The sequence below is a fragment of the Marinactinospora rubrisoli genome, from assembly GCF_042664915.1.
Taxonomy (GTDB): domain Bacteria; phylum Actinomycetota; class Actinomycetes; order Streptosporangiales; family Streptosporangiaceae; genus Marinitenerispora; species Marinitenerispora rubrisoli.
In genome coordinates, this window is record NZ_JBHTBH010000003.1 from 348976 (window position 1) to 372144 (window position 23169).

Below are 23169 nucleotides of genomic sequence, written 5' to 3' on the forward strand. Positions count from 1 at the left end.
CGAAAGGGTGCGGCCGCCGGCATCCGGCTTTTCGGCGTCTGAAGCGGCGCGCCGTCCCGGTCAGACCCGGACCGCGCAGCCGCAGGACTCCGGGTCGGTGGGGGTGACGTCCGCGGGCGCGTCGGTGAACACCCGGGCGCCGGGAGTCGCCCCGCTCAGCGCGTCCGCCGCGAGGATCACGGCGGCGGCGGTCCACGTGCTGCGCTCCACCGGCCAGTTGACGTCCTCGGCGAACTGGTAGCCGGTCCAGTAGGCGCCGTCGTCGGCGTCGCGCAGGTGCTGGATGTCACCGAACAGCCGGGTCGCCTGCTCGACCTCGCCGATCGCGGCCAGTGCGATCACGAGTTCGGACGTCTCGGCACCGGTCACCCACGGCTGGTCGCTGACGCAGCGGATCCCCAGCCCCGGCACCACGAAGGTGTCCCAGCGCTCCCGGAGCCGTTCGGCGGCGCGCTCCCCGCGGACCGCGCCGCCCAGAATCGGGTAGTACCAGTCCATGGAGAACCGGCCACGGTCGGCGAAGACCCGCTCATGCTCGGCGATCAGATGCCCGAGCCGCGCGGCGGCCAGTTCCCAGTCGGGCTGCGGGCGGTCCAGCCGCTCGGCCAGCGCGGTGGCGCACCGCAGCGCCTGGTGCAGGCTCGCGCTGCCGGTCAGCAGCGCGTGGTCGCCGGGACGGCCGTGTGCGTCCCGCGCCCACAGGATCTCCCCGCGCCCGGTGCGCAGGCCGAGCACGAACCCGATGCCCGCCTGCACGGCCGGCCACAGCCGTTCGGCGAAGGCGGTGTCGCCGGTGATCAGCAGGTGGTGCCACACGCCGACCGCGAGGTAGCCGGCGTGGTTGGCCTCACGGGGCCCCGGGACCGGCCGGCCCTGGCGGATCTTGGCCGGCCACGCGCCGTCGGGCCCCTGGACCGCGGCCAGCCAGTCGTAGGCGCGCTCCGCCGCCTCGACGTGCCCGGCCACCGACAGCGCCATGGCGCACTCGACATGGTCCCACGGGTCGACGTGGCCGCCGCGGAACCACGGGATGGCGCCGGAGGGCTCCTGACAGGCCAGGAGGTATCCGGCGGAGCGGGTGACGTCGTCGCGACTCAGCACACCGGGCACGTGCGGTGGCTCCGGGGGACTCACCCGCCGTCCCCGGAGCGTGTCCCGCGGTGCGGACGGCGCAGGTAGACGACCACGCTCTTGCCGATCACCGGGTTCAGCAGCCGTTCGGCGGTCCGCGTGACGCGCGGCGCCTGGAGCATGTCCCACACGAGCAGCCGGTGGTAGTTCCGCACCAGGGGGTGCTCGTCGTCCCCGGGGCCCACGGCGCACTTGAGCCACCAGTACGGGGTGTGCAGGGCGTGCGCGTGGTGGTGCGGGCCGATCTCGAACCCGGTCGCCTTGAGCTTGGCCTCCAGTTCGGCACGGGTGTAGATGCGGATGTGCCCGCCCTCGTTGGTGTGGTACTCCTCCGAGAGCGCCCAGCAGAGCCGTTCGGGGAGCCAGCTGGGCACCGTGACCGCCGCGAGGCCGCCGGGCCGCAGCACGCGGTACAGCTCGGCCATCGCCCGGGTGTCGTGCGGGATGTGCTCGAAGATCTCGGCCGCGATCACCCGGTCGAACGACGCGTCGTCGAACGGCATGTCGAGGGCGTCGCCCTTGACGGTCTCGGCGTCCGCTGTGGCGGGTGCCTCGCCCTCGGCGCGCATCGCGGCGAACATGGCGGCGACGTCGGCGAGGTCGTTCTCGTTCTGGTCGAAGGCGACCACGTGGCCGCCGCGCCGGTACGCCTCGAAGGCGTGCCGGCCGCCGCCGCAGCCGAGGTCGAGCACGCGGTCGCCGGGCCGGACCGGAAGCAGGGAGAAGTCGACGGTGATCAGCGCTGGCTCCTAGGGGTGATGAGGGTCGGTGGGCTGGGCGGCGGCCCGGGCACGCACGGTCACCGGCGCCCCAGGCCGCTCGGCCGGGTCTGCGCGGCCTCGATGGCCGCCGCGTAACAGCGGGCGGTCGCCGAGGCCACGGCACGCCAGGTGAAGCGCTCCTGGACGCGCCGCCAGGCGGCCTCGCCCATGCGGGCGCGTTCGGCGGGGTCGTCGAGCAGCGCGCCGACGGTGGCGGCCAGCTCCTCCGGGTCGCCGGGCGTGACGAGGCGACCGGCGTCGCCGTCCGCGCCGACCACCTCGGGCAGCGCGCCCGCGCGGCTGGCGACCAGCGGCGTGCCGCAGGCCATGGCCTCGACGGCGGGGAGCGAGAACCCCTCGTACAGGGACGGCACCACCGCGACCTCCGCCGTGCCGAGCAGCCGGGCGAGTTCGGCGTCCGGCAGGCCGCTCACGAAGGTCACCCGGTCCCGTAGCGAGAGCTCGTCGACCAGGCGGTCCGTGGGGCCGCCGGGGGTGGGGCGGCTCACCACGGTCAGCGAGACGTCGCGCTCGGTGCCGAGTTTGGCGACCGCGCGCAGCAGGGTCGCCACGCCCTTGAGCGGGCTGTCGGCGCTGGCCACGCAGACGATGCGGCCCGGGATCCGGGCCGGCCCCGGGCGGAACACGCGGTTGTCGACGCCGAGCGGGACGACGTCGATGTCGGCGGGCCGCACGCCGAACTCGCGGGCGACGTCCTCGGCCGAGGACCGCGACGGCACCAGGATCGGCCGCACCCGGCGGGCCACCCGGCCCTGCATGCCCACGAACCCGTACCAGCGCCGCTTGGAGATCCGCTGCCATCCGTCGGCCTGGTCGATCTCGATCCGCCGGTCGACGGTGATGGGGTGGTGGATGGTCGTGACCAGCGGGAAGCCGTGCGCCTGTAGCCCGAGCAGGCCGTAGCCGAGGGTCTGGTTGTCGTGCAGCACGTCGAACTCGGTGCGGCGCCCGCGCAGGGCGCGCAGCGCGCGCAGGGAGAAGGTCAGCGGCTCGGGGAACCCGGCGGTCCACATCGTGCCGACCTCCAGCGCGTCGATCCAGTCACGCCACTGCCGCACCGGCGGCGCCTGGAACGGGTGGGCGTCGTTGTACAGGTCGAGGCTGGGCACCTTCTCCAGTTCGACGCCCGGGTCGAGCTCCGGGTAGGGCTGGCCCGAGAACACCCGCACCCGGTGGCCGAGTCCGACGAGTTCGCGGGAGAGATGTCGGACGTAGACGCCCTGTCCGCCGCAGTGCGGTTTGCTGCGGTAGGAGAGCAGGGCGATGCGCAGGGGACGGTCATCGTGTCGCGGCATGTGGTTGACCCATCAGCGGCAGGAGGGGCGGGCGGGAGGCGGCGCGGGACGCCGGACGTCGGGAGAAGAGGGGAGGGTCCGGCGGCGCCGTTGGCCGTTCCCGGCCACGGAGGTGTCTCCTGCCGGCACGGTCAACAGATCACCTCGCTCGGTCCTTCCGCCGGTCGCGCGGACGTGCGGCGGGTCGTCCGCACCGTCGCGGTTGCGGCGGGCCCGCTCGCCGAGGAGCGTCCGCTGGCACGCGCCTTCACGTTACTGGCGAGTTTAATAATGCGGGTTTCCTCCCCGTATGTCAGTCCCCGGGATCTTACTGGGCAGGCCCCCAGAGCCCCGAGGGGTGTGGCGAGCCGCCCGGAGGCCGCGAAATAGAACCAATTCCACTTGATCTTCGCGCCTGCTGCGCGGGCGCTACCGCATCGGCCGCTCCTCGCCTCCGTCACCGGTCGATGAGGCGACCGGCACACCCGCTGAACCTGCCCGCGCGGCACTTCGTTGGATAACGTGTTCTCACGGCGGCACCCGGGCGGGGCCGGCCGTGTCGGCGCGAGGCGGGGGCCCGCGCGACGAGGAGGGGAGTGACGACGTGGCGGTCCAGGCGCCGATCGGGACGCGGGAGCGCGGCCAGTACCAGCGACGCAGGAGGATCGTGCAGACCGCCGCCGCCCTGGCGTTGCGCGGCGGAGTGGAGGCCATGCAGATGCGCACCGTCGCCGAGCGCGCCGGCGTGGCCCTGGGCACGCTCTACCGGTACTTCCCCTCGAAGATGGATCTGGTCGTCGCGGTCGTCACCGAGGAACTGGAACTGCTGGAACGCAGCATCATTCGCCGGCCGCCGACCGCCGGCTCCGCCGCCGGGCGTGCGGTCGACGTCCTGATGCGTGCCACCCGGGGCCTGGTCCGCGAGCCCGAACTCGCCGACGCGCTGGTCCGGTCGCTGCTGCTGGCCGAGGTCAAGACCGAACTCGGCTTCCGGATCACCGACCTGCTGTGGCGGGTCGCCACGGACGCGGTGGCGGGCACGGAGGAGACCGACCCGGTCCCCGACCGCGGCGGGCGGGCCTACGTTCTGGTGGGGTCGCTGGCCAGCGTGTGGATCTTCGAACTGCTGGAGACGCTGCGGGGCGGCCGGGACCTCGACGAGGTACGCGAACGCCTGGAGATCGCCGCCGAGCGGCTGCTCTCCGATTTCTGAGCGGGGCGCCGGGCCCGCGTTCCCCGCCGAACCCCCGGAACGTCCGCGACCGGCGAGCGCGCGGTGGCACACCCGCCGGCCGCGGGTCCGGCTACTCCGCCGGGCGTTCCGAGCCGGAGAACATCCCTACGAGTCCGCCGAACCACTCCTCCAGCGCGCCCGGCCGTGTCTCGTCGCCGGATCCGCCGCCGGGGGTGCCGGGGCTCGGGCCGGTGGAGGACGTCGGGCTGCTGCTCGGCGCTTCGGGGGTGCCGCCCTGTTCCGCCGGTTCGGTGCCGACACGGTCGGAGGTCGAGCCCTCGACCGACAGCGGCTCCGCGGAGGCGACCGCGTCCGGCGTCCCGCTCGGGTGGGGAGTGCCGGCGTCGCCGGACTCGGTGAGCGGGGCCGGAAGCTGGTCGGGGGCGCCCCGGCCGCCGGTCGGGCTTCCGGACGCGGGCGTGGCCGGTTCCGACGGCGCGACCTCGGCGATGGTCGTTGAGGGTCCCTCGGCCAGCAGGGCGCCCACCCCCCACAGCGACAACGCGAACACGACCGTGGCCAGGCCGGCGACCGCTGGGGCCGCCCAGCGCCGCCGCTCGGCCTCCTCAGCGGAGCCGTCCGGCTCGGGCGCGATCTCGGCAACGCGTTCGTCCGGATCGCCCGCCGGAGTGTCCGCGGTGGTGATCCGGTCCGCGGGAAGGGCGAGGGTCTCCGCCTCGCCCGCCTCGGTGGCGCGTGCGGCCTCCCCGGCCGCCGGCCGGTCGGTGCCCGTGCCCGCGCGGGAGCGGTGCAGGGGGAAACCGTCCAGTCCGAGCGGACGCATGAGGTCGGCGAGGCGACGGCGCTCCCCGGCGCACTCCGGCGCGGTCCAGTCCGCCAGGATCTCCTGCCGCAGCCGGTCCGGCGGGCCGGGCGGGGCGACCGCCTCCAGCAGCGCGACGACGTCGACCAGCGCCCACTGGGTCGCCCCGGGGCGCTGCGGCGTGCTCGCGGTCGCGGCCAGCTCGTCGATGGCGCGGCGCACCGCGGCCCGGCACAGCTCCCCGGCGGTCTCCGCGTCCAGCCCGAGGATCCCGGCGATCTGCGATGGCGCCAGCCCGTGGCGCAGGTACAGCTCCAGCAGTTCGCGGTAGCTGGGCGGCAGCCGCGGCATGGTGAGCACCAGTGGACGTTCCGACTCCACGGCCGGCAGGTCCGCGTACGGCGTGCGCCGGGCGAATCCGCGCCGCTGGCAGGCCGTCCGCGCGAGGGCGAACAGCCAGGGGCGCAGGTCGCCGTGGTCGCCGAGCCGGCCGACGAGTTCCCCCGCCGCCAGCAGGGCCTCGCGGACTGCCTCCCCGGCGGGGTCCGCCAGGGACGGGCCGCCGATTCGCGGCCCCAGCAGCGACCAGCAGTACTGATACAGTCCGGGCGCGAACGCCGCGTAGCACTCGGTGTGCCCGCGGCCGTCCCGCAGCAGCCTCGCGTACGCCACGTCGGCGTCGACGCGGTGTCTGCCGGATCCCCGATGCGCCGTCACGACCCCTCCCCCGTGCCATTCGCGACATGCACCCGCCTCCGGCGCCGTGCCCTGGGAAATACGCCGGAGTTGTCCGAGACGCTAGCGACGCTCGGTGAACCTGTGCTGCGGGTTCCGTAACCTCTGGCCTCAGGGGAAGGGGATTGTTACTTCCCCACGAGTGGCCGATATGCTCCGGCGCCGCGGGCCTGACGGTACCAGCCGGTGCCGACCGGGCGGCCGCCGTCAGCCCGGTCCGGCCGTCCGGCTACTCGCCGCCGCGGGACGGCGAGCCGATCTCCACCATGCGCTCCACCGAGCGACGGGCGCGGGCCGCCACGTCGTCGGGGACGGTGATCTCCGTCGTGCCGTTCCGCAGCGCGGTGAGCAGCTTGTCGGCGGTGATCATCTTCATGTACCGGCACTCGGCGCGGGAGTTCACCGGCTCGAACACCGTCGACGGGTTGGCGGCGCGGAGCTGGTGCAGCATGCCGGTCTCCGTGGCGATGAGCACCTTGCGGGCCGTGGTCTGCTCGGCCGCGGCGAGCATGCCGCCGGTGGACAGCACCTTGACCCGCTCCTGCGGTACCGTGCCGGCGCCGACCAGGTACAGGGCCGAGGTCGCGCACCCGCATTCGGGGTGCACGTACAGCTCGGCGTCGGGCTCGGCCGCGACCCGCTCGCGCAGGGTGGCGCCGTCGATCCCGGCGTGCACGTGGCACTCGCCCATCCACACGTGGATGTTGTCCCGGCCGGTCACCCGGCGGACGTGCGCACCGAGGAACTGGTCGGGCAGGAACAGGATCTCGCGGTCCTCCGGGATGGAGCGGATGACGTCCGCGGCGTTGGAGGAGGTGCAGCAGATGTCCGTCTCGGCCTTGACCGCGGCGCTGGTGTTGACGTAGGCGACGACGACGGCCTCCGGGTGCTCCGCGCGCCACGCGCGGACGTCGTCGGCCGTGATGGTGTCGGCGAGCGAACAGCCGGCTTCGGGCTCCGGCAGCAACACGGTCTTGTCCGGGGACAGGATCTTCGCCGTCTCGGCCATGAAGTGCACGCCGCAGAACACGATCGTGCCGGCCTCGACGCTGGCCGCCAGGCGGGACAGCGCGAGGGAGTCGCCGGTGTGGTCGGCGACGTCCTGGATCTCCGGTCGCTGATAGTTGTGCGCGAGGATGACCGCGTCGCGCTCCTTCGCCAGGCGGCGGACCTCCGCCGCCCACTCGTCCCGGGTCAGCGTGTCCGTCGCAGCGGTGACGGTTGCCATGTGCGTACTTCTTCCTTCGATCTGGTCCTCGCCCGGAAGCCTGCGCGGTGCCGTCGCGGGACCCACCGGGTGCGTCCGGCCGGACACTCCCAGTTTATGCCTTTGAGGCAAAAACTCCGCGCAGCCTAACATGGGGAGTCATGGGAGGAACAGGGGTGCACTTCGACGACATCGGCCAGCGGCCCGCGGCCGGCCCGGTGGCCGGCCCGGCCGCGCCCGCCCCCCAGGCGGCCCACGACGTGCTCGCCGTGGTGCTGGCCGTCCGCGAGGACCGGCTCGCCGTGCTGCTCTGGCGCCGCGCCCGTCCGCCCTTCGAGGACTGCTGGGCACTACCGGGCGGGCGGCTCGGCCCACGGGAGGGGCTGGGGGAGTCGATCCGGCGTCAGCTCGCGCAGAAGGTCGACGTCCGTGACCTCACCCACCTGGAGCAACTGGAGACCCGCGGCGACCCCGACCGCGACCCCTACGGCCGCACGCTGGCCACCGCCTACCTCGGCCTGGTCCCCGCCGACGTCGACCCCGTCATCCCCGAGGACACCCGCTGGCACCCGGCCGCCGAACTGCCCGTGATGGCCTACGACCACGCCGACATCGTCGGATCCGCGCGCCGTCGGCTGCGCGCCAAGCTCTCCTATACCAACATCGGCTTCGCGCTGGCGCCTCCGGAGTTCACCATGTCGGAGCTGTCGCGTTACTATCGCGCGGCGCTGGGGCACGACGTGGCCGCCACCAACCTGCGCCGGGTGCTGCTGCGGCGCGGGCAGATCGAGGAGACGGGCGAGTCGGTCCCCTCCGGCCGCTCCGGCGGGCGCCCCGCGGCGCTGTTCCGGTTCCGCGCCCGGCGGCTGGAGATCACCGACGCCTTCGCCGTCCTGCGCCCTCCGTCGGGCTGCTGAGCAGGTCGCGCTACCAGCGGGCCGCCGTGGGGCGCTCCGGGCGATGTCGGACCTCTGTGTTAGCGTCCCGTTCGTGGTGATTCGGAGCGTGGTGTTCGACGTCGGCGAGACCCTGGTCGACGAGACGCGCATCTTCGCGCGGTGGGCCGACCGGCTCGGGGTCCCGTATCTCACCTTCTTCGGGCTGCTCGGCGGTGTGCTCGCCGAGGGGCGCCAGATCGTGGACGCCTTCCGTCTGGTGCGGCCGGACTTCGACCTGGACGCCGAGAGCGCCGCGTGGCTGGCCGAGGAACCGGACTCGCTGCGGGAGAACTTCGACGCCGACGACCTCTACCCCGACGTCCGTCCCGCTCTCCAGGCGCTGCGCGACCAGGGGCTGCAGGTGCTCGTCGCGGGCAACCAGCCCGTCCAGGCCGGGCCCGCGCTCGCCGCCATGGACCTGCCGGTGGAGGGCGTGTACATCTCCGACGTGTGGGGGGTCGCCAAGCCCGACCCGGCCTTCTTCGAGCGGGTGCGCGTCGCCTCCGGCTTCGCCCCCCACGAGATCCTCTACGTCGGTGACCGGCTGGACAACGACGTGCTGCCGGCCCGGGCCGCGGGAATGCGTGCCGCGCTGCTGCGGCGCGGGCTGTGGGGTTACCGGCACGCCGGGAAACCGGAGGCGGATCAGGCCGACGTGGTGCTGGACGGACTCGCCCAGCTACCGGACTGGCTGGCCGGAAAGGTCGGTATTCCGACCTAGTTGATAGGATTATTTGGGGCGGCAGAGAGTTTGATCGGTTCAGCGTCGGGAACGTGCGACCTCATCCACTCAGCGGCTCACAAGCCGGACGAAGAGGACACATTCCAGACCCATGATCACGTTCGATGGCGTCACCAAGCGCTACCCCGATGGCACTGTCGCCGTCGACCAGCTGGATCTTGAGATTCCCGCCGGCCGGACCACGGTCCTCGTCGGCCCGTCCGGCTGCGGAAAGACCACGTCCCTGCGGATGATCAACCGCATGGTCGAGCCGAACAGCGGGCAGATCCGCGTCGATGGACGCGACGTCCGCGAACAGGACCCGGCGGAACTGCGCCGCTCGATCGGCTATGTCATCCAGCAGGCCGGCCTGTTCCCGCACCGCACGGTGGCCGACAACATCGCCACCGTCCCCTACCTGCTCGGCTGGGACCGCCGCCGCGCCCGGCGCCGGTCCCAGGAACTCATGGAACTGGTCGGCCTGGACCCGGACCAGGCGGGGCGCTACCCGCACCAGCTCTCCGGCGGTCAACAGCAGCGCGTCGGCGTGGCCCGGGCGCTCGCGGCCGACCCGCCCGTGCTCCTCATGGACGAGCCCTTCAGCGCGGTCGACCCCGTGGTGCGCGCCAGCCTCCAGGACGAACTCCTCCGGCTGCAGCAGGAGCTGCACAAGACCATCGTCTTCGTCACCCACGACATCGACGAGGCCGTCAAGATCGGCGACACCATCGCGGTGTTCCGGCCCGGCGGACGGCTCGCCCAGGCGGCGGCGCCGGAACGCCTGCTCGCCGAACCGGCCGACGACTTCGTCGAAGGGTTCATCGGCTTCGACCGCGGCGTCCGCAGGCTGTCCTTCTTCCCCGCCCGGGCGCTGCCGCTGCGCGGTGACGTCGTCCTGGCCGCCGACACCCCGGTGGCCGCCGCCCGGACCGCGGCCGGCGCGGGTGAGCCGTGGCTGCTCGTTGTCGACGCCCAGCGCCGCCCGCGCGGCTGGGTGAGCACCGAACTGTTCGCCGGCGCCGGCGCCGGCACGCTCCTCGGCGACCTCCCACTCGTCGGCTTCGGCCACGTGTTCACCGTCGAGGAGGACTCGCTGCGTGCCGCGCTCGACGCCGCCGTGCTCTCGCCCGCGGGCCGCGCGGTCGGCGTCACCCGGGACGGCACGGTCGTGGGCGTCGTCGCCCAGTCCGAACTGGGCGAGGCGATCTGGTCGGTCGGCACCGACGACGTGCCCGACGCCGAGCCGGTGGGCCAGGATGGGTGACCAGCCGCTGGTCCGCTGGGACTGGGTCACCTCCCACCTGGCCGACCCGATCGGTACCCGGCTCCTGGAGCACCTCCAGCTCTCCCTCACGCCGATTCTGCTCGGCCTGCTGCTCGCGCTCCCCGTGGGCGTCGCCTGCGTGCGCTGGCGGGCCCTCTATCCGCCGGTGTTCACCACCGTGAACATCCTGTACGCCATCCCGTCCATCGCGCTGTTCTTCCTGCTGCTGCCCTACACCAGCTTCAGCCCATGGACCGCGATCATCCCGCTCACCGTCTACACGCTGGCCGTGCTCGTGCCCAACGTGGTGGACGGCCTGCAGCAGGTGCCCGAGCACGTCCGGCAGGCGGCCGTGGCCATGGGGTTCGGCCCGCTGCGCCGGCTGGTCCAGGTGGAACTGCCGGTGGCGCTGCCGGTGGTCATCGCCGGGCTGCGGGTGGCGGCGGTGGCCACCATCAGCATGGTGAGCATCGCCTCGCTGGTCGGGCTCGGCGGTCTGGGACAGCTCATCCTCACCGACGGCTTCCGCCGCCAGTTCGCCACCCCGATCGTGGTGGGCATCACGCTGTCGGTGGCACTGGCCTTCCTCATCGACGGCCTGCTGGTGCTGCTGCAGCGCTGGCTGACCCCCTGGACGCCGCGCCGCGGCCAGGCCGCCGAACGCGCGGAACGGAGGCAGCAGGCGTGAACCTCCTGATCACGGTCACCGAATGGCTCGCCCAGCCGCAGCAGTGGACCGGCCCGGCCGGTATTCCGGCCCGGTTCCTGGAGCACGTCGGTTACTCCGGCCTGGCGCTGCTCATCGCCGCGGCGATCGCGGTACCGATCGGACTGCTCACCGGACACACCGGGCGCGGCGGGTTCCTCGCCGCGAGCGTGGCCAACGTCGCGCGCGCGTTGCCCACCATCGGCGTGCTCATGCTCGTGGTGCTCGCCGTGGGAATCGGGCTGGCGCCGGTCATGGTGGCGCTGGTCGCGCTCGCGGTGCCCCCGATCCTGGTCAACACCCACGAGGGCGTCCGCGGTGTGGACCCGCAACTGCGGGACGCGGCGCAGGGGATGGGCATGCGCGGCCACGAGGTGCTGTTCCGGCTGGAACTGCCCGTCGCGCTGCCGCTCATCCTGCTGGGACTGCGCACCGCCGCCATCCAGGTGGTCTCCACCGCCACGATCGCCGCCTACGTCGGAATCGGTGGTCTCGGCCGGTTCATCGTCGACGGTCAGGCCCGGCGGCAGTTCGAGATGGTGGCCGGCGGCTCCCTGCTCGTCGTGCTGCTGGCGGTCCTCGTGGCCGTGCTGTTCTACCTGCTGCGCCGGCTGCTCGTGGCGCCCGGGCTGCGTCAGCGCACACCCGCCGGCCGTTGACGCCGCTGTCCGATCTCCCCACGGGGAAGCAGTCCGCCGTGGTGAACGAACGGGAAAGACGAAACGAGGATCCCATGCGCACATCCACCCGACTCGCGATCGCCGGTGTCCCGATTCTGCTGCTGCTCGCCTCCTGCGGCGGCTCCGACCCCTACGCCGAGGGGGGTGACGGTGGGGGCGGTGATCCCGACGCGGTGGTGGTCGGCTCGGCCGACTTCCCCGAGAGCACCCTGCTCGGCAACATTTACGCCCAGGCCCTGGAGAACGCCGGCGTACCGGTGGAGACCCGGTTCGGCATCGGCAGCCGCGAGGTCTACTACGACCAGATCGAATCGGGGAACCTGTCGGTGTTCCCCGAGTACAACGGCGCGGTCCTGCTGCACCTCGACCCCGAGGCCACTTCCGGCGGCACCGAGGAGACCAACGAGCAGGTCCGTGAACTGCTGCCCGACGGCCTGGAGATCCTCGACTCCTCCGCGGCCCAGAACAAGGACTCGCTCACCGTCACCCGGGAGACCGCGCAGGAGCACGACCTGACGGCCATCGCCGACCTCGAACCGGTGGCCGGCGACCTCGTCCTGGGCGGCCCCGCGGAGTTCGAGACACGGGCACAGGGGGTGCTGGGGCTGCAGGAGACCTACGGCCTGTCGTTCGGGGAGTTCCGGTCGCTGGACTCCACCCTGGTGCCGCAGGCGCTGTCCGACGGCGACATCCAGGTGGCCAACCTGTTCACCACCGACCCGGCGATCGCCGCGAACGACTTCGTGGTGCTGGAAGACCCCGAGAACCTCTTCGGTTCGCAGAACGTGACCCCGCTCATCTACTCCGACGCCGTGAACGACACCGCCCGCGAGGCGCTGAACGCGGTGTCGGCGGAGCTGACCACCGACACCCTCACCGATCTCAACGAGCGGGTCAGCGTCGACCACGAGGACCCCGACGCGGTGGCCGCCGACTGGCTGGAGTCGGTCGGGCTCGTCTGACCGGCGCGGCCGGAACCATCCGGCACATTGCGCACCGCCCGCTCGCGGGACGGCCGTGTTCGGCGGGTTCGCGACGCAGGGTGAAACGAAGCCGCCCACGGCTCTCCTCGGTGGGCGGGCGGTGGGCGGGTGAGGGTGTCCGGTTGCGTGAGCCGCTACGGCTCGGTCACAGGATCGCGGCGAGTACGAGCCCCACGGCGATGATCCCCAGGAAGGTCATAATGCCGTCCATGACTACATTGCAGCCTGCTTTGCCGTGAGAATGAACTAGCCGGCGAGCTGTAACAAGGTGTCATCTCCGGCAGGCCGAACTCGCGATCGGTAACCCGCGTGACGCAGAGTACCGGAGTTCAGGCGGTCGTCGGCCCCGTTTGCTCACAACGTGCGGTACCGGCCGCCGTACCGCAGCAGCGGTGATGTGTCCACCTGGAGCCCGCCGACCGTGGGCAGCGCGTCGACGCCGGAGAGGTAGACCACGTGGTCTCCGGCCGGGATCCGCTGCTCCACCGTGCACTCCAGCGCCGCGATGGCGGTGTCCAGGACCAGCGCGCCCGAATGCGTCCCGCGGTGGTGCGGCTCGCCCGCCAGCAGCAGCCGGGCGCTGGGCCGGCCTTCGGCGGCGAACCTCCCCGCGATGGCCTTGTGCTGTGCGCCGAGGACGTTCACCGCGAACCGCTTCTGGCGATCGATGACCTCGGCCAGGTAGCTCTCGACGCGCACGCTCACCATGACGATCGGTGGGTCGGCCGATATGGACGCGAACGCGTTGACCGTGCTGCCGATGTCGTCGCGATCGTCCCGGACCGTCACCACGGTGACCCCGGTGGCGAACCGCGCCATCGTCTCGGTGAACTCCGCGGTGGCGAACGCCCCGGCCGGGGGCGGCTCCGGCGTCACCGGATCTCCCAGGTGCCCGGAACCACCAGCGGCCCAACGGCGGGCAGGCCGAGGCGGGCCGACAGGTCGGCCAGCGGTCCCCACGAGCTCAGCCGCAGCCGCGCCAGCGCGGCCGTGCGGTCCTCGCTCGACTCGGCCGGCACCAGCCGCTCCAGCGGGTTGGGGCGCGGGAAGTGGCGCAGTGGCGCCTGCGGAGGCAGGCCGGCCTTCTCCCGCGCGAGCCGGGCGGCGGTCTCGACGCCGCCGAGCGCGTCGACCAGTCCGTTCGCGGCCGCGTCGCGGCCGGTCCACACCCGGCCGCGGGCCAGCTCGTGCACGCGCTCCCGGCTCATGCCGCGGGCCTGTGCGACCTTGCCGGTGAAGTCGTCGTAGATGTGGTCCAGCATCGCGTTGACGCGTTCCCACTCCGACTCGGTGAAGCCCCGGTCGCTGTGGAACATGCCGGCGTGCGCCCCGGCATCGATGGATTCGGTGGACACGCCGAGCCGGTGCAGCAGCCCCGAGAGCACCGCCTTGCCACTGAAGACCCCGATGGAGCCGGTGAGAGTCCCCGGCTGCGCCACGATGAGGTCGGCGCCCAGGGCCACGAAGTAGCCACCGGAGCCCGCCACGTCGCCCATGGAGACGACCACCGGGGTCCCGGCCTCGCGAGTGAGCGTCACCTCGCGCCAGATGGCGTCCGAGGCGATGTAGGAGCCGCCCGGGCTGTCCACCCGGAACACCACCGCCCGCACGTGCGGGTCACGCCGGGCGGCGCGGAACGCCGCGGTGACGGTGTCGGCGCCCATGGCGCTGCCGCCGCCCAGCGGCGAGCGCCGGCTGCGGCCGGACACGATCTGGCCCACCCCGGAGATGAGCGCCACGTGGTGGCGGCCGCGCGGCACCGCCGGGACCCGGCCGGCCAGCGACTGGGCGCGGTGGTAGCGGGCGACGTACTGCAGGCGCGGCCGGGGCGCGGTGCGGTGGCCGGCCGGCCGGAATCTGCCGAGCAGCTCGGCGTACGCCTCGTCGCGGTAGCCGAGCCGGTCGACCAGGCCGTTCTCCAGCGCCTCGGCGGCGAGGAAGGGGCCGCGGTCGATGAGCGCCCGCACCTCGTCGGGCGTGCGGCCGCGGCTCTGCGCGATCCCCTCGACGATCTGTTCGGTCAGTGACTCCACGATGCGCCCGGTGGCCTCGCGGTGCGCCTCGGTGAACCCGCGTTCCGTCATGGTGTTGACGGCGGTCTTGTACTCGTGCCGGGCGCCCACCTCGTACTCCACGCCCAGCTTGTCGACGGCGTCGCGGAAGAACCGGTTGGTGACGCTGATGCCGGTAAGCCCCACCGTGCCCGACGGCTGGAGCACGATCTCCTCGAAGGCGCCGGCGAGGTAGTAGGGAACGGTGCCCGGACCGAACTCGCCGAACGACTCGCTCCACGCCACGGTCGGCTTGCCGGACCGGCGGAACGCGGCGACGGCGGCGCGCAGCTCCTGCACCCGCGCGAACCCGAGCGGCTGACCGCCGATCCGCGCCACGAGCGCCTTGACCCGGGGATCGCGGGCCGCCCGGCGAAGGCCCTCGGCGACGTCGGCGATACGGTGCCGCCGCATCGCCATGATCTGACCCAGCGGGTCGCCGGGGGTCTCGTCGGACAGGCCCTCGGTCAGGTCGAGTTCGAGCACGAGCGGCGCGGTGCGCCGCTGCCGTGCCTCCGTGACGGGCGCGATCAGCTTCCCCACATCCACCATGCCCACAGGCTAGTGGCTGGCGGGTACGGCCGCCGGTCGCCGTCCGGAGCTGTGGACAGGGGGCCGCGCCTTCCGGCCGCGCGCCGGCGCCCCGGAAGACGTCCCCTGTCCCTAACCGTGCATGGCCCGCACCAGGGAGCCTTGCGCGTCGTCGTTCTCCAGCGACCACAGGCTCAGCCCGCCCAGGCCGAGGTCCTTGGCGTAGGCGGCCTTCTGCCGGACGAGCTGCGGATCGTCGTAGCTCCAGAACTCGTCGCCGTCGTAGAGCCACTGTGCCCCGTACTCGTCGTCCCGGAACCGCTCCCCGGGGCGCCGGGCCAGCGACCGGTACTCCTCGCTACCCGGCCCGAGGGCGCCGGACGCGATGGCGCGGGCCTGCTGGTACAGCCCGTTCTGCTTGTCCGGGACGCCCCGCCAGCCGCGGCCGGATCCGGGAATCCCCACCAGGAGCTTGGCCGGTGGCACGCCCATCTCCAGGTAGTTGAGCACCCCGGCGTCCACGCTCAGCCGGTCGGGGGACGGGTCGTCCGGCGGAGTGTAGAGCTGGGAGGCGTGGTTGGTGGTGAGGGACCAGTCGCCGTGGAAGTCGTGCCCTTGGACGATGCCGAAGTCGAGGTAGCGGAAGATCTCCGGCTCGATGCCGGCCGCCACCCGCTCCCGGTCGGCCGGCAGGTAGGCGCTCATCTGTACCGGGCGCCCGGTGCGCCGGGTGAAGGCGTCCAGCTGCCGTCGGGTCTCGGCGAGCAACAGGGTGAAGTCGTGCCGGTCGGCCACGCCGGAGGCGTCACCGTGGCGATCGGTGCCGCCGCAGCCCGGCCACTCCCAGGCGAAGTCGATGAGGTCGAAGATCCCGGCGGCCACGCCCGGACCACCCTGGGGCTCGCCCCCGGTGACGGGAAGGTCGCCGTCGAAGTACAGCGAAATGGCCGACGACGCGAACGCGGCCCGGGACTCCGGGGTCAGGGCCGCGTTGCAGAAGTAACGTGCGGCGTTCCACCCGCCGAACGAGATGCCGATCTTGAGTCGCGGATGCCGGGCCTTGAGCTTGCGGAGCTGGTTGAGGTTGCCGGCCAGCGGCTGTTCGTACTTGTCCGCCCGTCCGTCGACGCTCTCCGAGGCGGAGAACCGGCGCTGGTAGTCGGCCCAGGCGTCGCCGGTGCCCTCCTCGGTCATGACGCACCGGCCGCTCTCGTCCAGCTCGCCGAACGCGTAGGTGAGGTGGGTGAGCCGGGCGGCCTGTCCGCTGGAGTGCACGTCCCGGACGAAGTAATGGCGGTCGTAGATACCCCATTGCGGGAAATAGCCGACGAATCGCACCTCGGTGTGTCCTCTCGCCTTCGGACGGGTGTGGCGCGGAACGCCAGATTCGCCCGCTATCGTCGGTGAGGTCAAGCTCCAGTGAGAAGGGAATCGCATGTCTGGCACGCCCGGCCGATCGCGGTTCAAGGCGTTCACCCCCGGCCTCGCGGCCCTGGCCGCCATGCTGCTTGCGGTGACCGGATGCGGCGGTGACTCCGTCGACACCGCCGCCCTGGAGGGTGGACCGAGCCCGGACGCCACGTACGGCGGGGCGGTGCCCGCCGTGGAGGCCCCGGCGGCCGACGAACTGGCCCCCACCGACATCGAGGGCGTGGAAATCGGCGTTCCGGATGGATGGGAGGCCTCGGAGGCCGACGGGATGCTCTGCATCCGGCCGCCGGGGCAGGACGAGTGCGGGTACGGCGCGGTTCAGGTGCGCCCGCACGCCGCGCAGCGGGACGATGACAACTGGCCGAAACGGGGCGACGCCTTCAACCAGGACGACGGCTGGGCCGCCCGGCCGGACGCCTGCCGCAGCCTTTCCACGGCCGAGGCGGGGGACGTGGGGATCGCGTCGGCGACCCAGGACGTCGCCGACTTCACCGAGCACGCCGACGGCCTGAAATCGCACCACTCGGTGTGGACGGTGACCTGCGAGAACGACGAGACGTTCGAGGTGCGGCTCTGGTTCTTGCCCAAGAGCGACGTCGCGGTGTACGTCTGGTCGGTGGACGCGCAGTACGCGGCCGTCTACGACCAGATCGCGGCCTCCATGGACGTCACGGCCTACAACGACTGACCCGCGCCGGGAACCGGCGGTCCGGCCGGCGGCGGTGCGGGGCAGGCGCCGGCCGTGACCGGCGCCTGCGGCGTGTCCCGGCCCGGTCAGAGGAGTCCGCTCTTGACCGACACGAGGAACGCGGACCACTCGCCCGAGGCGAAGTAGAGCGCGCCCTGGCGCGGTGTTCGGGAGTCGCGGACTCCGCAGGCAAAGGCGGCCCGCCGGGAAGCGGGCGAGTGGTCGGATGAGCGGATTTCCGGCGTGAAATGCCCAATTTCAACGCATGCACCCCCTCCCGCGCTGTAGGTGGACTTCCGCCATGAATTGAGATTCATGTGCCGCGATGAGGGATTCGTCGTCATTCGCCACTCTCCTTACAGCTCCCTGATGATGCCGCTCATCAAGGAACGTGCCAGGTCCGCGCCGACGCCCGCGAGGCGCAGTTGGTTGAAAAGAGCATCGTGCCTGGCAACATCAGTTTCCGTTTCGAGGAAGAGGTTACTGCTGTTCCCCTCCACGTAGACCGTTGTCAGGCCATAATCAGCCAACCGCATGATCATGAAACTGGGCAAAGGCATACCAACGTGGACACCGGCAGTAAAGGGGATGACTTGCAGGGTAATTCTGGGGTGCTCCATTAGCTCCAGAAGATGGCTCAACTGGTCCCGCATCACCTTGCGGTCGCCGACGAGTTGCCGCAGCGCGGCCTCGCCCATGATCACCCAGAGGTGGCAGTCGGACTCGCTCTGGAAGCGGCGCTGCCGCGCGAGCCGGACCTCGACCTCCTGCTCCACCGACGTCGGATCGCCCCGCGGGAGCGTGCCGCGGATGACCTCACGGGCGTAGTCCTCGGTCTGCAGCAGTCCGGTGATGATGCTGCTCTCGTAGATCTCGATCTCCGAGGCGTCGGCCTCCAGGCCGATGAACGTGCCGTACCGCTGGCCGAGGTCGTAGGACTGCCACCAGCCACGTTTGCCCGCTTGTCGCCGCAATTCGACCAGTGCGTCCATTTCTTCGGGCGTCAACTCATAGTAGCGGGCGAGCTGTTTCAGCTCCTTTTCCCGCGGCACCCGCTCGGCGGACTCCCAGCGACCGACCGTCGCGGAGTTGACTTCGAGAACCTTGGCGACTTCCGACCGGTTCATCTTGTGGGAGAGCCGAAGTCGTTGAAGCTCCCGCGCGAGCTGCCAGAGTGCGACAGTGGGGCTGCCTGAGCGCGATGGCATGGCTCTGATCCTCACGAAAAAAGGGTAATGCAATCTGCCGAAACAGGTTGCCGTGGTCTGACTGCCGGGGCACACTTCTAACTATCGCGGTGCCGACACGACTACGCAGCGCTTCCAGCGAAGTCATGCCGAGACCGCATAAAACAGCGGCCCTGGCCGAGTGAAGGCAGCACTCGGCCAGGGCCTCGCTCAACTCGCCTGCACGCGCCAGGGAGCTGAACCTTGACCAACGTTATCCCCCCGATTATGCAATTGCATCCAAGCGCGGCGTGGGGCAGCCCGACCAGCCGCTGCGGATTCTCCGGCCAGCGAAGAGCCGTGCAGTCATGCCGCCACTTCGTCGCCGACACACTGCGTACCGCCGACTTCGACTACCCCCGGCGGGTCTGGGACGACCTGCTGCTCTGCGCCAGCGAGCTGGCGACCAACGCCATCCGGCACACCCGCTCGGGCGAGGAGGAAGGCGTCTTCACCGCCGTGCTCTACCTGCGGCGTGCCTGGGTCGGCCTGGAGGTCCAGGATCTCGGCCCCAGGGAGAAGGAACCGACCGTCCCGTCCCCGCTCACCTGCTCCCTGGACGACCCGCTCGCCACCGCCGGGCGCGGACTGGCGATGATCGGGCTGTGTTCGCGGGGCCGCTACGGGTTCGCGGCGCCGCCGGACGCCCCGGTGTACAGCACCTGGTGCGCGCTCGCCGCCTGACCGGAGGGCGCCGGGTCCTCCGGTGCGAGCCACACGGCGGCCAGCGGCGGGTAGGTCAGCACCGCGGACGCCGGCTGGCCGTGCCACGGCTCGGCGGTGGCCTCGATGCGGCCGGGCTGCCCGACACCGCTCCCGCCGTAGCAGGTGGCGTCGGTGTTCAGCACCTCGCGCCAGGGACCGGCCAATGGCAGGCCGACGCGCCGCTCCGCGTGCGGCACGCCCGCGAAGTTCACCAGGCACGCCAGCACGGAGCCGTCGTCGCCATGGCGGAGGAAGGAGAGCGTGTTGCCTCCGGCGTCGCCGCCGTCGATCCAGGTGAAGCCGCCCGGTTCGCAGTCGCGCGACCACAACGCGGGGGCGGCGCGGTACCGGCGGTTGAGGTCGGCCACCAGCCGCCGCACACCGGCGTGGTGCGGATGGTCGAGCAGCCACCACTGCACGCCGTCCTCGTGAGACCACTCCTCGCCCTGCGCGATCTCGTCGCCCATGAACAGCAGTTGCTTGCCCGGGTGCGCCCACATGTAGCCGAGAAGCGCGCGCAGGTTGGCGCAGCGCTGCCACTCGTCGCCGGGCATCTTGTTGAGCAGTGACCGCTTTCCGTGCACCACCTCATCGTGGGAGAGCGGCAGCACGTAGTTCTCGCTGTAGGCGTACACCATAGAGAACGTGATCTCGTTGTGGTGGTGCCGTCGGTGCACCGGCTCGCGGCGCAGGTAGGCGAGCGTGTCGTGCATCCAGCCCATGTTCCACTTGAAGCCGAACCCGAGCCCGCCGGAGTCGGTGGGCCGCGTGACGCCCGGCCAGGCGGTGGACTCCTCGGCGATCATCGTGATGCCCGGATTGCGGCGGTAGGCGGTGGCGTTCAGCTCCTGCAGGAAGGCGATGGCCTCAAGGTTCTCGCGCCCGCCGTACTGGTTCGGGGCCCACTCACCGGACTCCCGGGAGTAGTCCAGGTAGAGCATGGACGCCACGGCGTCGACGCGTAGGCCGTCGACGTGGAACTCCTCCAGCCAGTACAGCGCGTTGGCGACCAGGAAATTGCGCACCTCGTTGCGCCCGTAGTCGAAGATGAGCGTCCCCCAGTCGGGATGCTCACCGCGGCGTGGGTCGGGGTGCTCGTACAGCGGTGTGCCGTCGAACCGGGCGAGCGCCCACTCATCTCGGGGGAAGTGCGCCGGTACCCAGTCGAGCAGCACGCCGATGCCCGCGCGGTGCAGCTCGTCGACGAGCCGCCGGAACCCGTCGGGCGAGCCGAAGCGGGCCGTCGGTGCGTAGTAGGAAGTGACCTGGTAGCCCCACGATCCGCCGAACGGGTGCTCGGTCACCGGGAGGAACTCCACGTGCGTGAAGCCCGCCTCGCGGACGTAGGACACCAGCTCGGCGGCCAGTTCCTCGTAGCCCAGGCCGGGCCGCCAGGAACCGAGGTGCACCTCGTAGACGCTCATGGGACGCCGGGTCCAGTCGCCGTCGCCCCGCCGGGCCAGCCACGCATTGTCTCGCCAGCGGTAGGAGGACGTGTGAACGACCGACGCCGTGGCCGGCGGGGTCTCGGTGGCGAAGGCGACCGGGTCGGCCTTGTCCCGCCACACGTCGTCGGCGCCGAGCACCTGGTACTTGTACCGCGCGCCGTCGCCGACACCCGGCACGAACAGCTCCCATACCCCCGAACGCCCGAGCGAGCGCATGGGGTGCGCGGTTCCGTCCCAGTGGTTGAAGTCGCCGATGACGCGCACCCCGCGCGCCGCCGGCGCCCAGACGGCGAAGGCCGTACCGGTGGTCTCGCCGAGCGCCGAACCGAACCGCCTGGTGTGCGCGCCCAGCGCCCGCCACAGCTCCTCATGACGGCCCTCGCCGATGAGGTGCAGGTCGAGCTCTCCGAGCGTGGGGAGGTGGCGATAGGGGTCGTCGGTCAGGTGCTCCGGCTCGTCGGGGGAGTACCGCACGGCGAGCCGGTAGTCGGGAACCTCGCCGGCCGGCAGGCGGCCGGCCGGGAGCACCGCCGCGAACACGCCGCGGTGCAGGTGCGACAGCTCCAGCCGGCTGCCGTCGGCCAGCACCGCGTGCACCGACCACGCGAGCGGCCGAAGCGCGCGCACCACCACCCCGTCGGCGCTCGGATGCGCCCCGAGCAGACCGTGCGGATCGTGGTGCCGGCCCGCGAGCAGCAGGTCGATCTCGGCGATGAGCGCGTCGTCCATCAGGGTTCCGTCCTCGTCCCAGGCGACCGGAGCGGCCGTGGCCGGCCGTCTTCCGTCACCCTAGGCGGCCGGGCCGCTTCGGTCCGGGTCATCCACAGGGGCGCCGGGCTGTACGGGGGCGGGCCGGCGCGTGGTGTTTCTGGTGGTGTTCGCTGTCTTGCTGTTCTGTGCCGCTGATGCGGGCGGCCTTCGGTGGTGGGCATCGGCGGTTCCGGACGCTTGGCGGCTCGCACGTGGTGTTTCTGGTCGTGCTCGCCACTTCGCTCCCCTCTGCCGCCGACGCGCGGGGTCTTCGGCGGTGGGCATCGGCGGCTCCGGACGCTCGGCGGCTGGCACATGGTGTTTCTGGTCGTGCTCGCCACCTCGCTCCCCTCCACCGCCGACACGGAAGGGGGCTCCGCCCGGGGTGTCGGCGGCTCCGGAGGCTCGGCGGCTGGCACGTGGTGTTTCTGGTCGTGCTCGCCACCTCGCTCCCCTCCACCGCCGACACGGAAGGGGGCTCCGCCCGGGGTGTCGGCGGCTCCGGAGGCTCGGCGGCTCGCACTCCGCGTCACCCCGCCAGTGCGGCGATCGAGTCCAACGGGATGCGCAGCCAGGACGGCCGGTGCCGGGCCTCGTACATCACCTCGTACACCGCCTTGTCGTACTCGAAGGCGCGCAGTACCGTCTGGTGCTTCTCCGGGTCGATGCCTCCGCCGTAGGCGTACCCGACCGAGAACGCCTCCCGGTTGCGTTGCGCCCAGGCCCGCGCCGGGCCGGCCAGTTCCCGCTCCCGGGGGTGCCCGATGAGCTGGTACCGCGCCGCGTAGTCGAAGGAACGCAGCATCCCGGCGACGTCGCGCAGCGGGCTGGACAGCCGCTGCCGCTCGGCGACCGGAACGGCCGGCTCCCCCTCGAAGTCCAAAAGCACCCACCCCACGTCGGTGCGCACCACCTGGCCGAGGTGGTAGTCGCCGTGCACTCGCTGCACCGGAAGCGGCGCGTCCAGCCGCGCGAAGGCGTCGAACGCCGCCCGCAGCACCGAGGCGTACGGGGCCAGCTCGGCGACCTGGCGAACGGCGCGATGCAGCCGGGCGGCCATCGCACCGGCCATCGCGGTCATCGCCGAGGGGGACAGCACGTCGGTCGGCAGCGCCCGCGCCAGATCGCGGTGCACCGCGGCGGTGGCCGAGCCCAGCCGCTCGGCCTCCCCGGCGAAGTCGCCTCCCGCCTCGCCCGGTGGGGTCTCCGGCGAGGCGTACAGGTCGCGCACACTCGTGGCCGCCAGTACCCAGCCGTCGGTGGCGCTGCGCAGGTACTCCTGCAGCATGGCCAGTGTGGTCGGCACCGGCTCGCCGCTGTGCGGGTCGCCCAGGTCGGCCTCGATCCAGCCGAACGGCCGGGCCACGAAGGGCGAATCGGCGAGCGCCGCCGTCAGCTCCAGGTCCGGGTTGTGCCCGGGCCACAGCCGGCGGAACACCTTGAGGATGTACTCCTCGTCGTAGACGAGCGAGGTGTTGGACTGCTCGCCGGTGAGCACCAGGCTGCGCAGGCCGCGCCGGATGACCGCGCCGGGCAGCCGCCGGAACCGCACCGCGTAGCCGGTGCCGTCCTCGGCCAGCCGTTGCAGGAGCAGACCGGTGAGCTCGGGGTCGTGCGCGGCGTCATAGACGTCGCGCACGACCATCCGCTCGGAACCGTCCAGCGGCAGTTCGCAGGAGCCGATCGAGGCGTGCCGCAGCTCGGCCCCGAGGGTTCCCGCTCGCCGCAGCCCGAGGAGCACCTGATAGCGGTCGGCCACGCCTCCCTGGCCGACGGCGACCACCAGCGCCCGCAGTCCGGGCACGCCGGGGATGAGATGGTGCTGCTCCTCGACCGTGACGGCGTCGACGGGCAGCCCCTTCCCCGCGAACCAGCGCTGCTGCGGCATCCAGGTGGCCAGAAGCTCCTCAAGCTGGGTCAT

21 protein-coding genes are annotated in these 23169 nt (G+C 72.2%); 9 read left to right on the forward strand and 12 right to left on the reverse strand.

What is annotated here, in order from left to right; genetic code table 11:
- Positions 1-60 precede the first annotated feature (60 nt).
- The 3 genes from ACFQRF_RS08355 to ACFQRF_RS08365 form a co-directional block, all read right to left on the reverse strand.
- Positions 61-1134, reverse strand: a complete 1074-nt coding sequence (locus ACFQRF_RS08355; protein ID WP_379870211.1) for a prenyltransferase — start codon at positions 1132-1134, stop codon at positions 61-63.
- Complete coding sequence (locus ACFQRF_RS08360) at positions 1131-1823, reverse strand: class I SAM-dependent methyltransferase (RefSeq protein ID WP_379870213.1); 693 nt, start codon at positions 1821-1823, stop codon at positions 1131-1133. The genes ACFQRF_RS08355 and ACFQRF_RS08360 overlap by 4 nt, the downstream gene beginning before the upstream one ends.
- A 107-nt stretch (positions 1824-1930) precedes the next feature.
- Positions 1931-3208: a glycosyltransferase family 4 protein gene (locus ACFQRF_RS08365; RefSeq protein ID WP_379870215.1), complete on the reverse strand. Its 1278-nt coding sequence runs from the start codon at positions 3206-3208 to the stop codon at positions 1931-1933.
- Between the two features lie 583 nt (positions 3209-3791).
- On the opposite strand from ACFQRF_RS08365, the gene ACFQRF_RS08370 reads away from it, so the two are divergent.
- Positions 3792-4400, forward strand: a complete 609-nt coding sequence (locus ACFQRF_RS08370; RefSeq protein WP_379870216.1) for a TetR family transcriptional regulator — start codon at positions 3792-3794, stop codon at positions 4398-4400.
- 91 nt (positions 4401-4491) lie between these two features.
- Here ACFQRF_RS08370 and ACFQRF_RS08375 read toward each other — a convergent pair whose 3' ends face one another.
- Both ACFQRF_RS08375 and nadA read right to left on the reverse strand, forming a co-directional pair.
- Entirely contained in the window at positions 4492-5901 is a 1410-nt protein-coding gene (locus ACFQRF_RS08375) for a hypothetical protein (protein ID WP_379870218.1), read from the reverse strand.
- Positions 5902-6148: 247 nt separating this feature from the next.
- The gene (nadA, locus tag ACFQRF_RS08380; protein ID WP_379870220.1) at positions 6149-7147 is read right to left on the reverse strand and encodes a quinolinate synthase NadA; all 999 of its coding nucleotides are present in this window, start codon (positions 7145-7147) and stop codon (positions 6149-6151) included.
- Positions 7148-7287: 140 nt separating this feature from the next.
- Here nadA and ACFQRF_RS08385 point away from each other — a divergent pair, with 140 nt between their 5' ends.
- The 6 genes from ACFQRF_RS08385 to ACFQRF_RS08410 all read left to right on the forward strand — a co-directional run bounded on the left by ACFQRF_RS08385 (position 7288) and on the right by ACFQRF_RS08410 (position 12397).
- Positions 7288-8043 carry an NUDIX hydrolase gene (locus ACFQRF_RS08385; protein WP_379870222.1) on the forward strand — a complete coding sequence of 252 codons (756 nt, stop codon included), beginning with the start codon at positions 7288-7290 and terminating at the stop codon, positions 8041-8043.
- Between the two features lie 73 nt (positions 8044-8116).
- Positions 8117-8785: an HAD family hydrolase gene (locus ACFQRF_RS08390; RefSeq protein ID WP_379870223.1), complete on the forward strand. Its 669-nt coding sequence runs from the start codon at positions 8117-8119 to the stop codon at positions 8783-8785.
- A gap of 112 nt (positions 8786-8897) precedes the next feature.
- Complete coding sequence (locus ACFQRF_RS08395; RefSeq protein ID WP_379870225.1) at positions 8898-10049, forward strand: ABC transporter ATP-binding protein; 1152 nt, start codon at positions 8898-8900, stop codon at positions 10047-10049.
- Positions 10042-10737, forward strand: a complete 696-nt coding sequence (locus ACFQRF_RS08400; protein ID WP_379870227.1) for an ABC transporter permease — start codon at positions 10042-10044, stop codon at positions 10735-10737. The genes ACFQRF_RS08395 and ACFQRF_RS08400 overlap by 8 nt, the downstream gene beginning before the upstream one ends.
- Positions 10734-11414 carry an ABC transporter permease gene (locus ACFQRF_RS08405; RefSeq protein WP_379870228.1) on the forward strand — a complete coding sequence of 227 codons (681 nt, stop codon included), beginning with the start codon at positions 10734-10736 and terminating at the stop codon, positions 11412-11414. Before ACFQRF_RS08400 ends, ACFQRF_RS08405 begins: the two co-directional genes overlap by 4 nt.
- Positions 11415-11488: 74 nt before the next feature.
- The gene (locus ACFQRF_RS08410) at positions 11489-12397 is read left to right on the forward strand and encodes an ABC transporter substrate-binding protein (protein ID WP_379870230.1); all 909 of its coding nucleotides are present in this window, start codon (positions 11489-11491) and stop codon (positions 12395-12397) included.
- Positions 12398-12772: 375 nt separating this feature from the next.
- Here the strand turns inward: ACFQRF_RS08410 and ACFQRF_RS08415 are convergent, their stop codons facing one another.
- The 3 genes from ACFQRF_RS08415 to ACFQRF_RS08425 form a co-directional block, all read right to left on the reverse strand.
- The gene (locus ACFQRF_RS08415) at positions 12773-13237 is read right to left on the reverse strand and encodes a flavin reductase family protein (protein ID WP_379870432.1); all 465 of its coding nucleotides are present in this window, start codon (positions 13235-13237) and stop codon (positions 12773-12775) included.
- Between the two features lie 53 nt (positions 13238-13290).
- On the reverse strand, positions 13291-15021 hold the full coding sequence (gene sppA, locus ACFQRF_RS08420; protein ID WP_379870231.1) for a signal peptide peptidase SppA: 1731 nt from the start codon (positions 15019-15021) through the stop codon (positions 13291-13293).
- Between the two features lie 111 nt (positions 15022-15132).
- Positions 15133-16338: a glycoside hydrolase family 18 protein gene (locus tag ACFQRF_RS08425; RefSeq protein ID WP_379870233.1), complete on the reverse strand. Its 1206-nt coding sequence runs from the start codon at positions 16336-16338 to the stop codon at positions 15133-15135.
- A 97-nt stretch (positions 16339-16435) separates the two neighbouring features.
- Here ACFQRF_RS08425 and ACFQRF_RS08430 point away from each other — a divergent pair, with 97 nt between their 5' ends.
- Entirely contained in the window at positions 16436-17119 is a 684-nt protein-coding gene (locus tag ACFQRF_RS08430; protein WP_379870235.1) for a hypothetical protein, read from the forward strand.
- Between the two features lie 86 nt (positions 17120-17205).
- Here ACFQRF_RS08430 and ACFQRF_RS08435 read toward each other — a convergent pair whose 3' ends face one another.
- Positions 17206-17463 (reverse strand): DUF397 domain-containing protein, encoded by a 258-nt coding sequence (locus ACFQRF_RS08435; RefSeq protein WP_379870236.1) that lies wholly within the window; start codon positions 17461-17463, stop codon positions 17206-17208.
- A 12-nt stretch (positions 17464-17475) separates the two neighbouring features.
- Positions 17476-18342, reverse strand: coding sequence for a helix-turn-helix domain-containing protein (locus ACFQRF_RS08440; protein WP_379870237.1), 867 nt, complete (start codon positions 18340-18342; stop codon positions 17476-17478).
- Positions 18343-18645: 303 nt separating this feature from the next.
- On the opposite strand from ACFQRF_RS08440, the gene ACFQRF_RS08445 reads away from it, so the two are divergent.
- On the forward strand, positions 18646-19029 hold the full coding sequence (locus ACFQRF_RS08445; RefSeq protein WP_379870239.1) for an ATP-binding protein: 384 nt from the start codon (positions 18646-18648) through the stop codon (positions 19027-19029).
- Here ACFQRF_RS08445 and glgB read toward each other — a convergent pair.
- Together glgB and ACFQRF_RS08455 are read right to left on the reverse strand one after the other, a co-directional pair.
- Positions 18966-21227, reverse strand: coding sequence for a 1,4-alpha-glucan branching protein GlgB (gene glgB / locus ACFQRF_RS08450; RefSeq protein WP_379870241.1), 2262 nt, complete (start codon positions 21225-21227; stop codon positions 18966-18968). The genes ACFQRF_RS08445 and glgB overlap by 64 nt on opposite strands.
- Before the next feature lie 550 nt (positions 21228-21777).
- Positions 21778-23169, reverse strand: coding sequence for a maltokinase N-terminal cap-like domain-containing protein (locus tag ACFQRF_RS08455; protein WP_379870242.1), 1392 nt, complete (start codon positions 23167-23169; stop codon positions 21778-21780).

Bases quoted from the DNA above. Each gene is read 5' to 3' on its own strand.
- ACFQRF_RS08365 (WP_379870215.1), bottom strand. From the start codon at position 3,208: ATGCCGCGACACGATGACCGTCCCCTGCGCATCGCCCTGCTCTCCTAC.
- nadA (WP_379870220.1), bottom strand. From the start codon at position 7,147: ATGGCAACCGTCACCGCTGCGACGGACACGCTGACCCGGGACGAGTGG.
- ACFQRF_RS08385 (WP_379870222.1), top strand. From the start codon at position 7,288: ATGGGAGGAACAGGGGTGCACTTCGACGACATCGGCCAGCGGCCCGCG.
- ACFQRF_RS08395 (WP_379870225.1), top strand. From the start codon at position 8,898: ATGATCACGTTCGATGGCGTCACCAAGCGCTACCCCGATGGCACTGTC.
- ACFQRF_RS08400 (WP_379870227.1), top strand. From the start codon at position 10,042: ATGGGTGACCAGCCGCTGGTCCGCTGGGACTGGGTCACCTCCCACCTG.
- ACFQRF_RS08410 (WP_379870230.1), top strand. From the start codon at position 11,489: ATGCGCACATCCACCCGACTCGCGATCGCCGGTGTCCCGATTCTGCTG.
- ACFQRF_RS08415 (WP_379870432.1), bottom strand. From the start codon at position 13,237: ATGGCGCGGTTCGCCACCGGGGTCACCGTGGTGACGGTCCGGGACGAT.
- sppA (WP_379870231.1), bottom strand. From the start codon at position 15,021: ATGGTGGATGTGGGGAAGCTGATCGCGCCCGTCACGGAGGCACGGCAG.
- ACFQRF_RS08430 (WP_379870235.1), top strand. From the start codon at position 16,436: ATGTCTGGCACGCCCGGCCGATCGCGGTTCAAGGCGTTCACCCCCGGC.
- ACFQRF_RS08435 (WP_379870236.1), bottom strand. From the start codon at position 17,463: ATGACGACGAATCCCTCATCGCGGCACATGAATCTCAATTCATGGCGG.
- glgB (WP_379870241.1), bottom strand. From the start codon at position 21,227: ATGGACGACGCGCTCATCGCCGAGATCGACCTGCTGCTCGCGGGCCGG.
- ACFQRF_RS08455 (WP_379870242.1), bottom strand. From the start codon at position 23,169: ATGACCCAGCTTGAGGAGCTTCTGGCCACCTGGATGCCGCAGCAGCGC.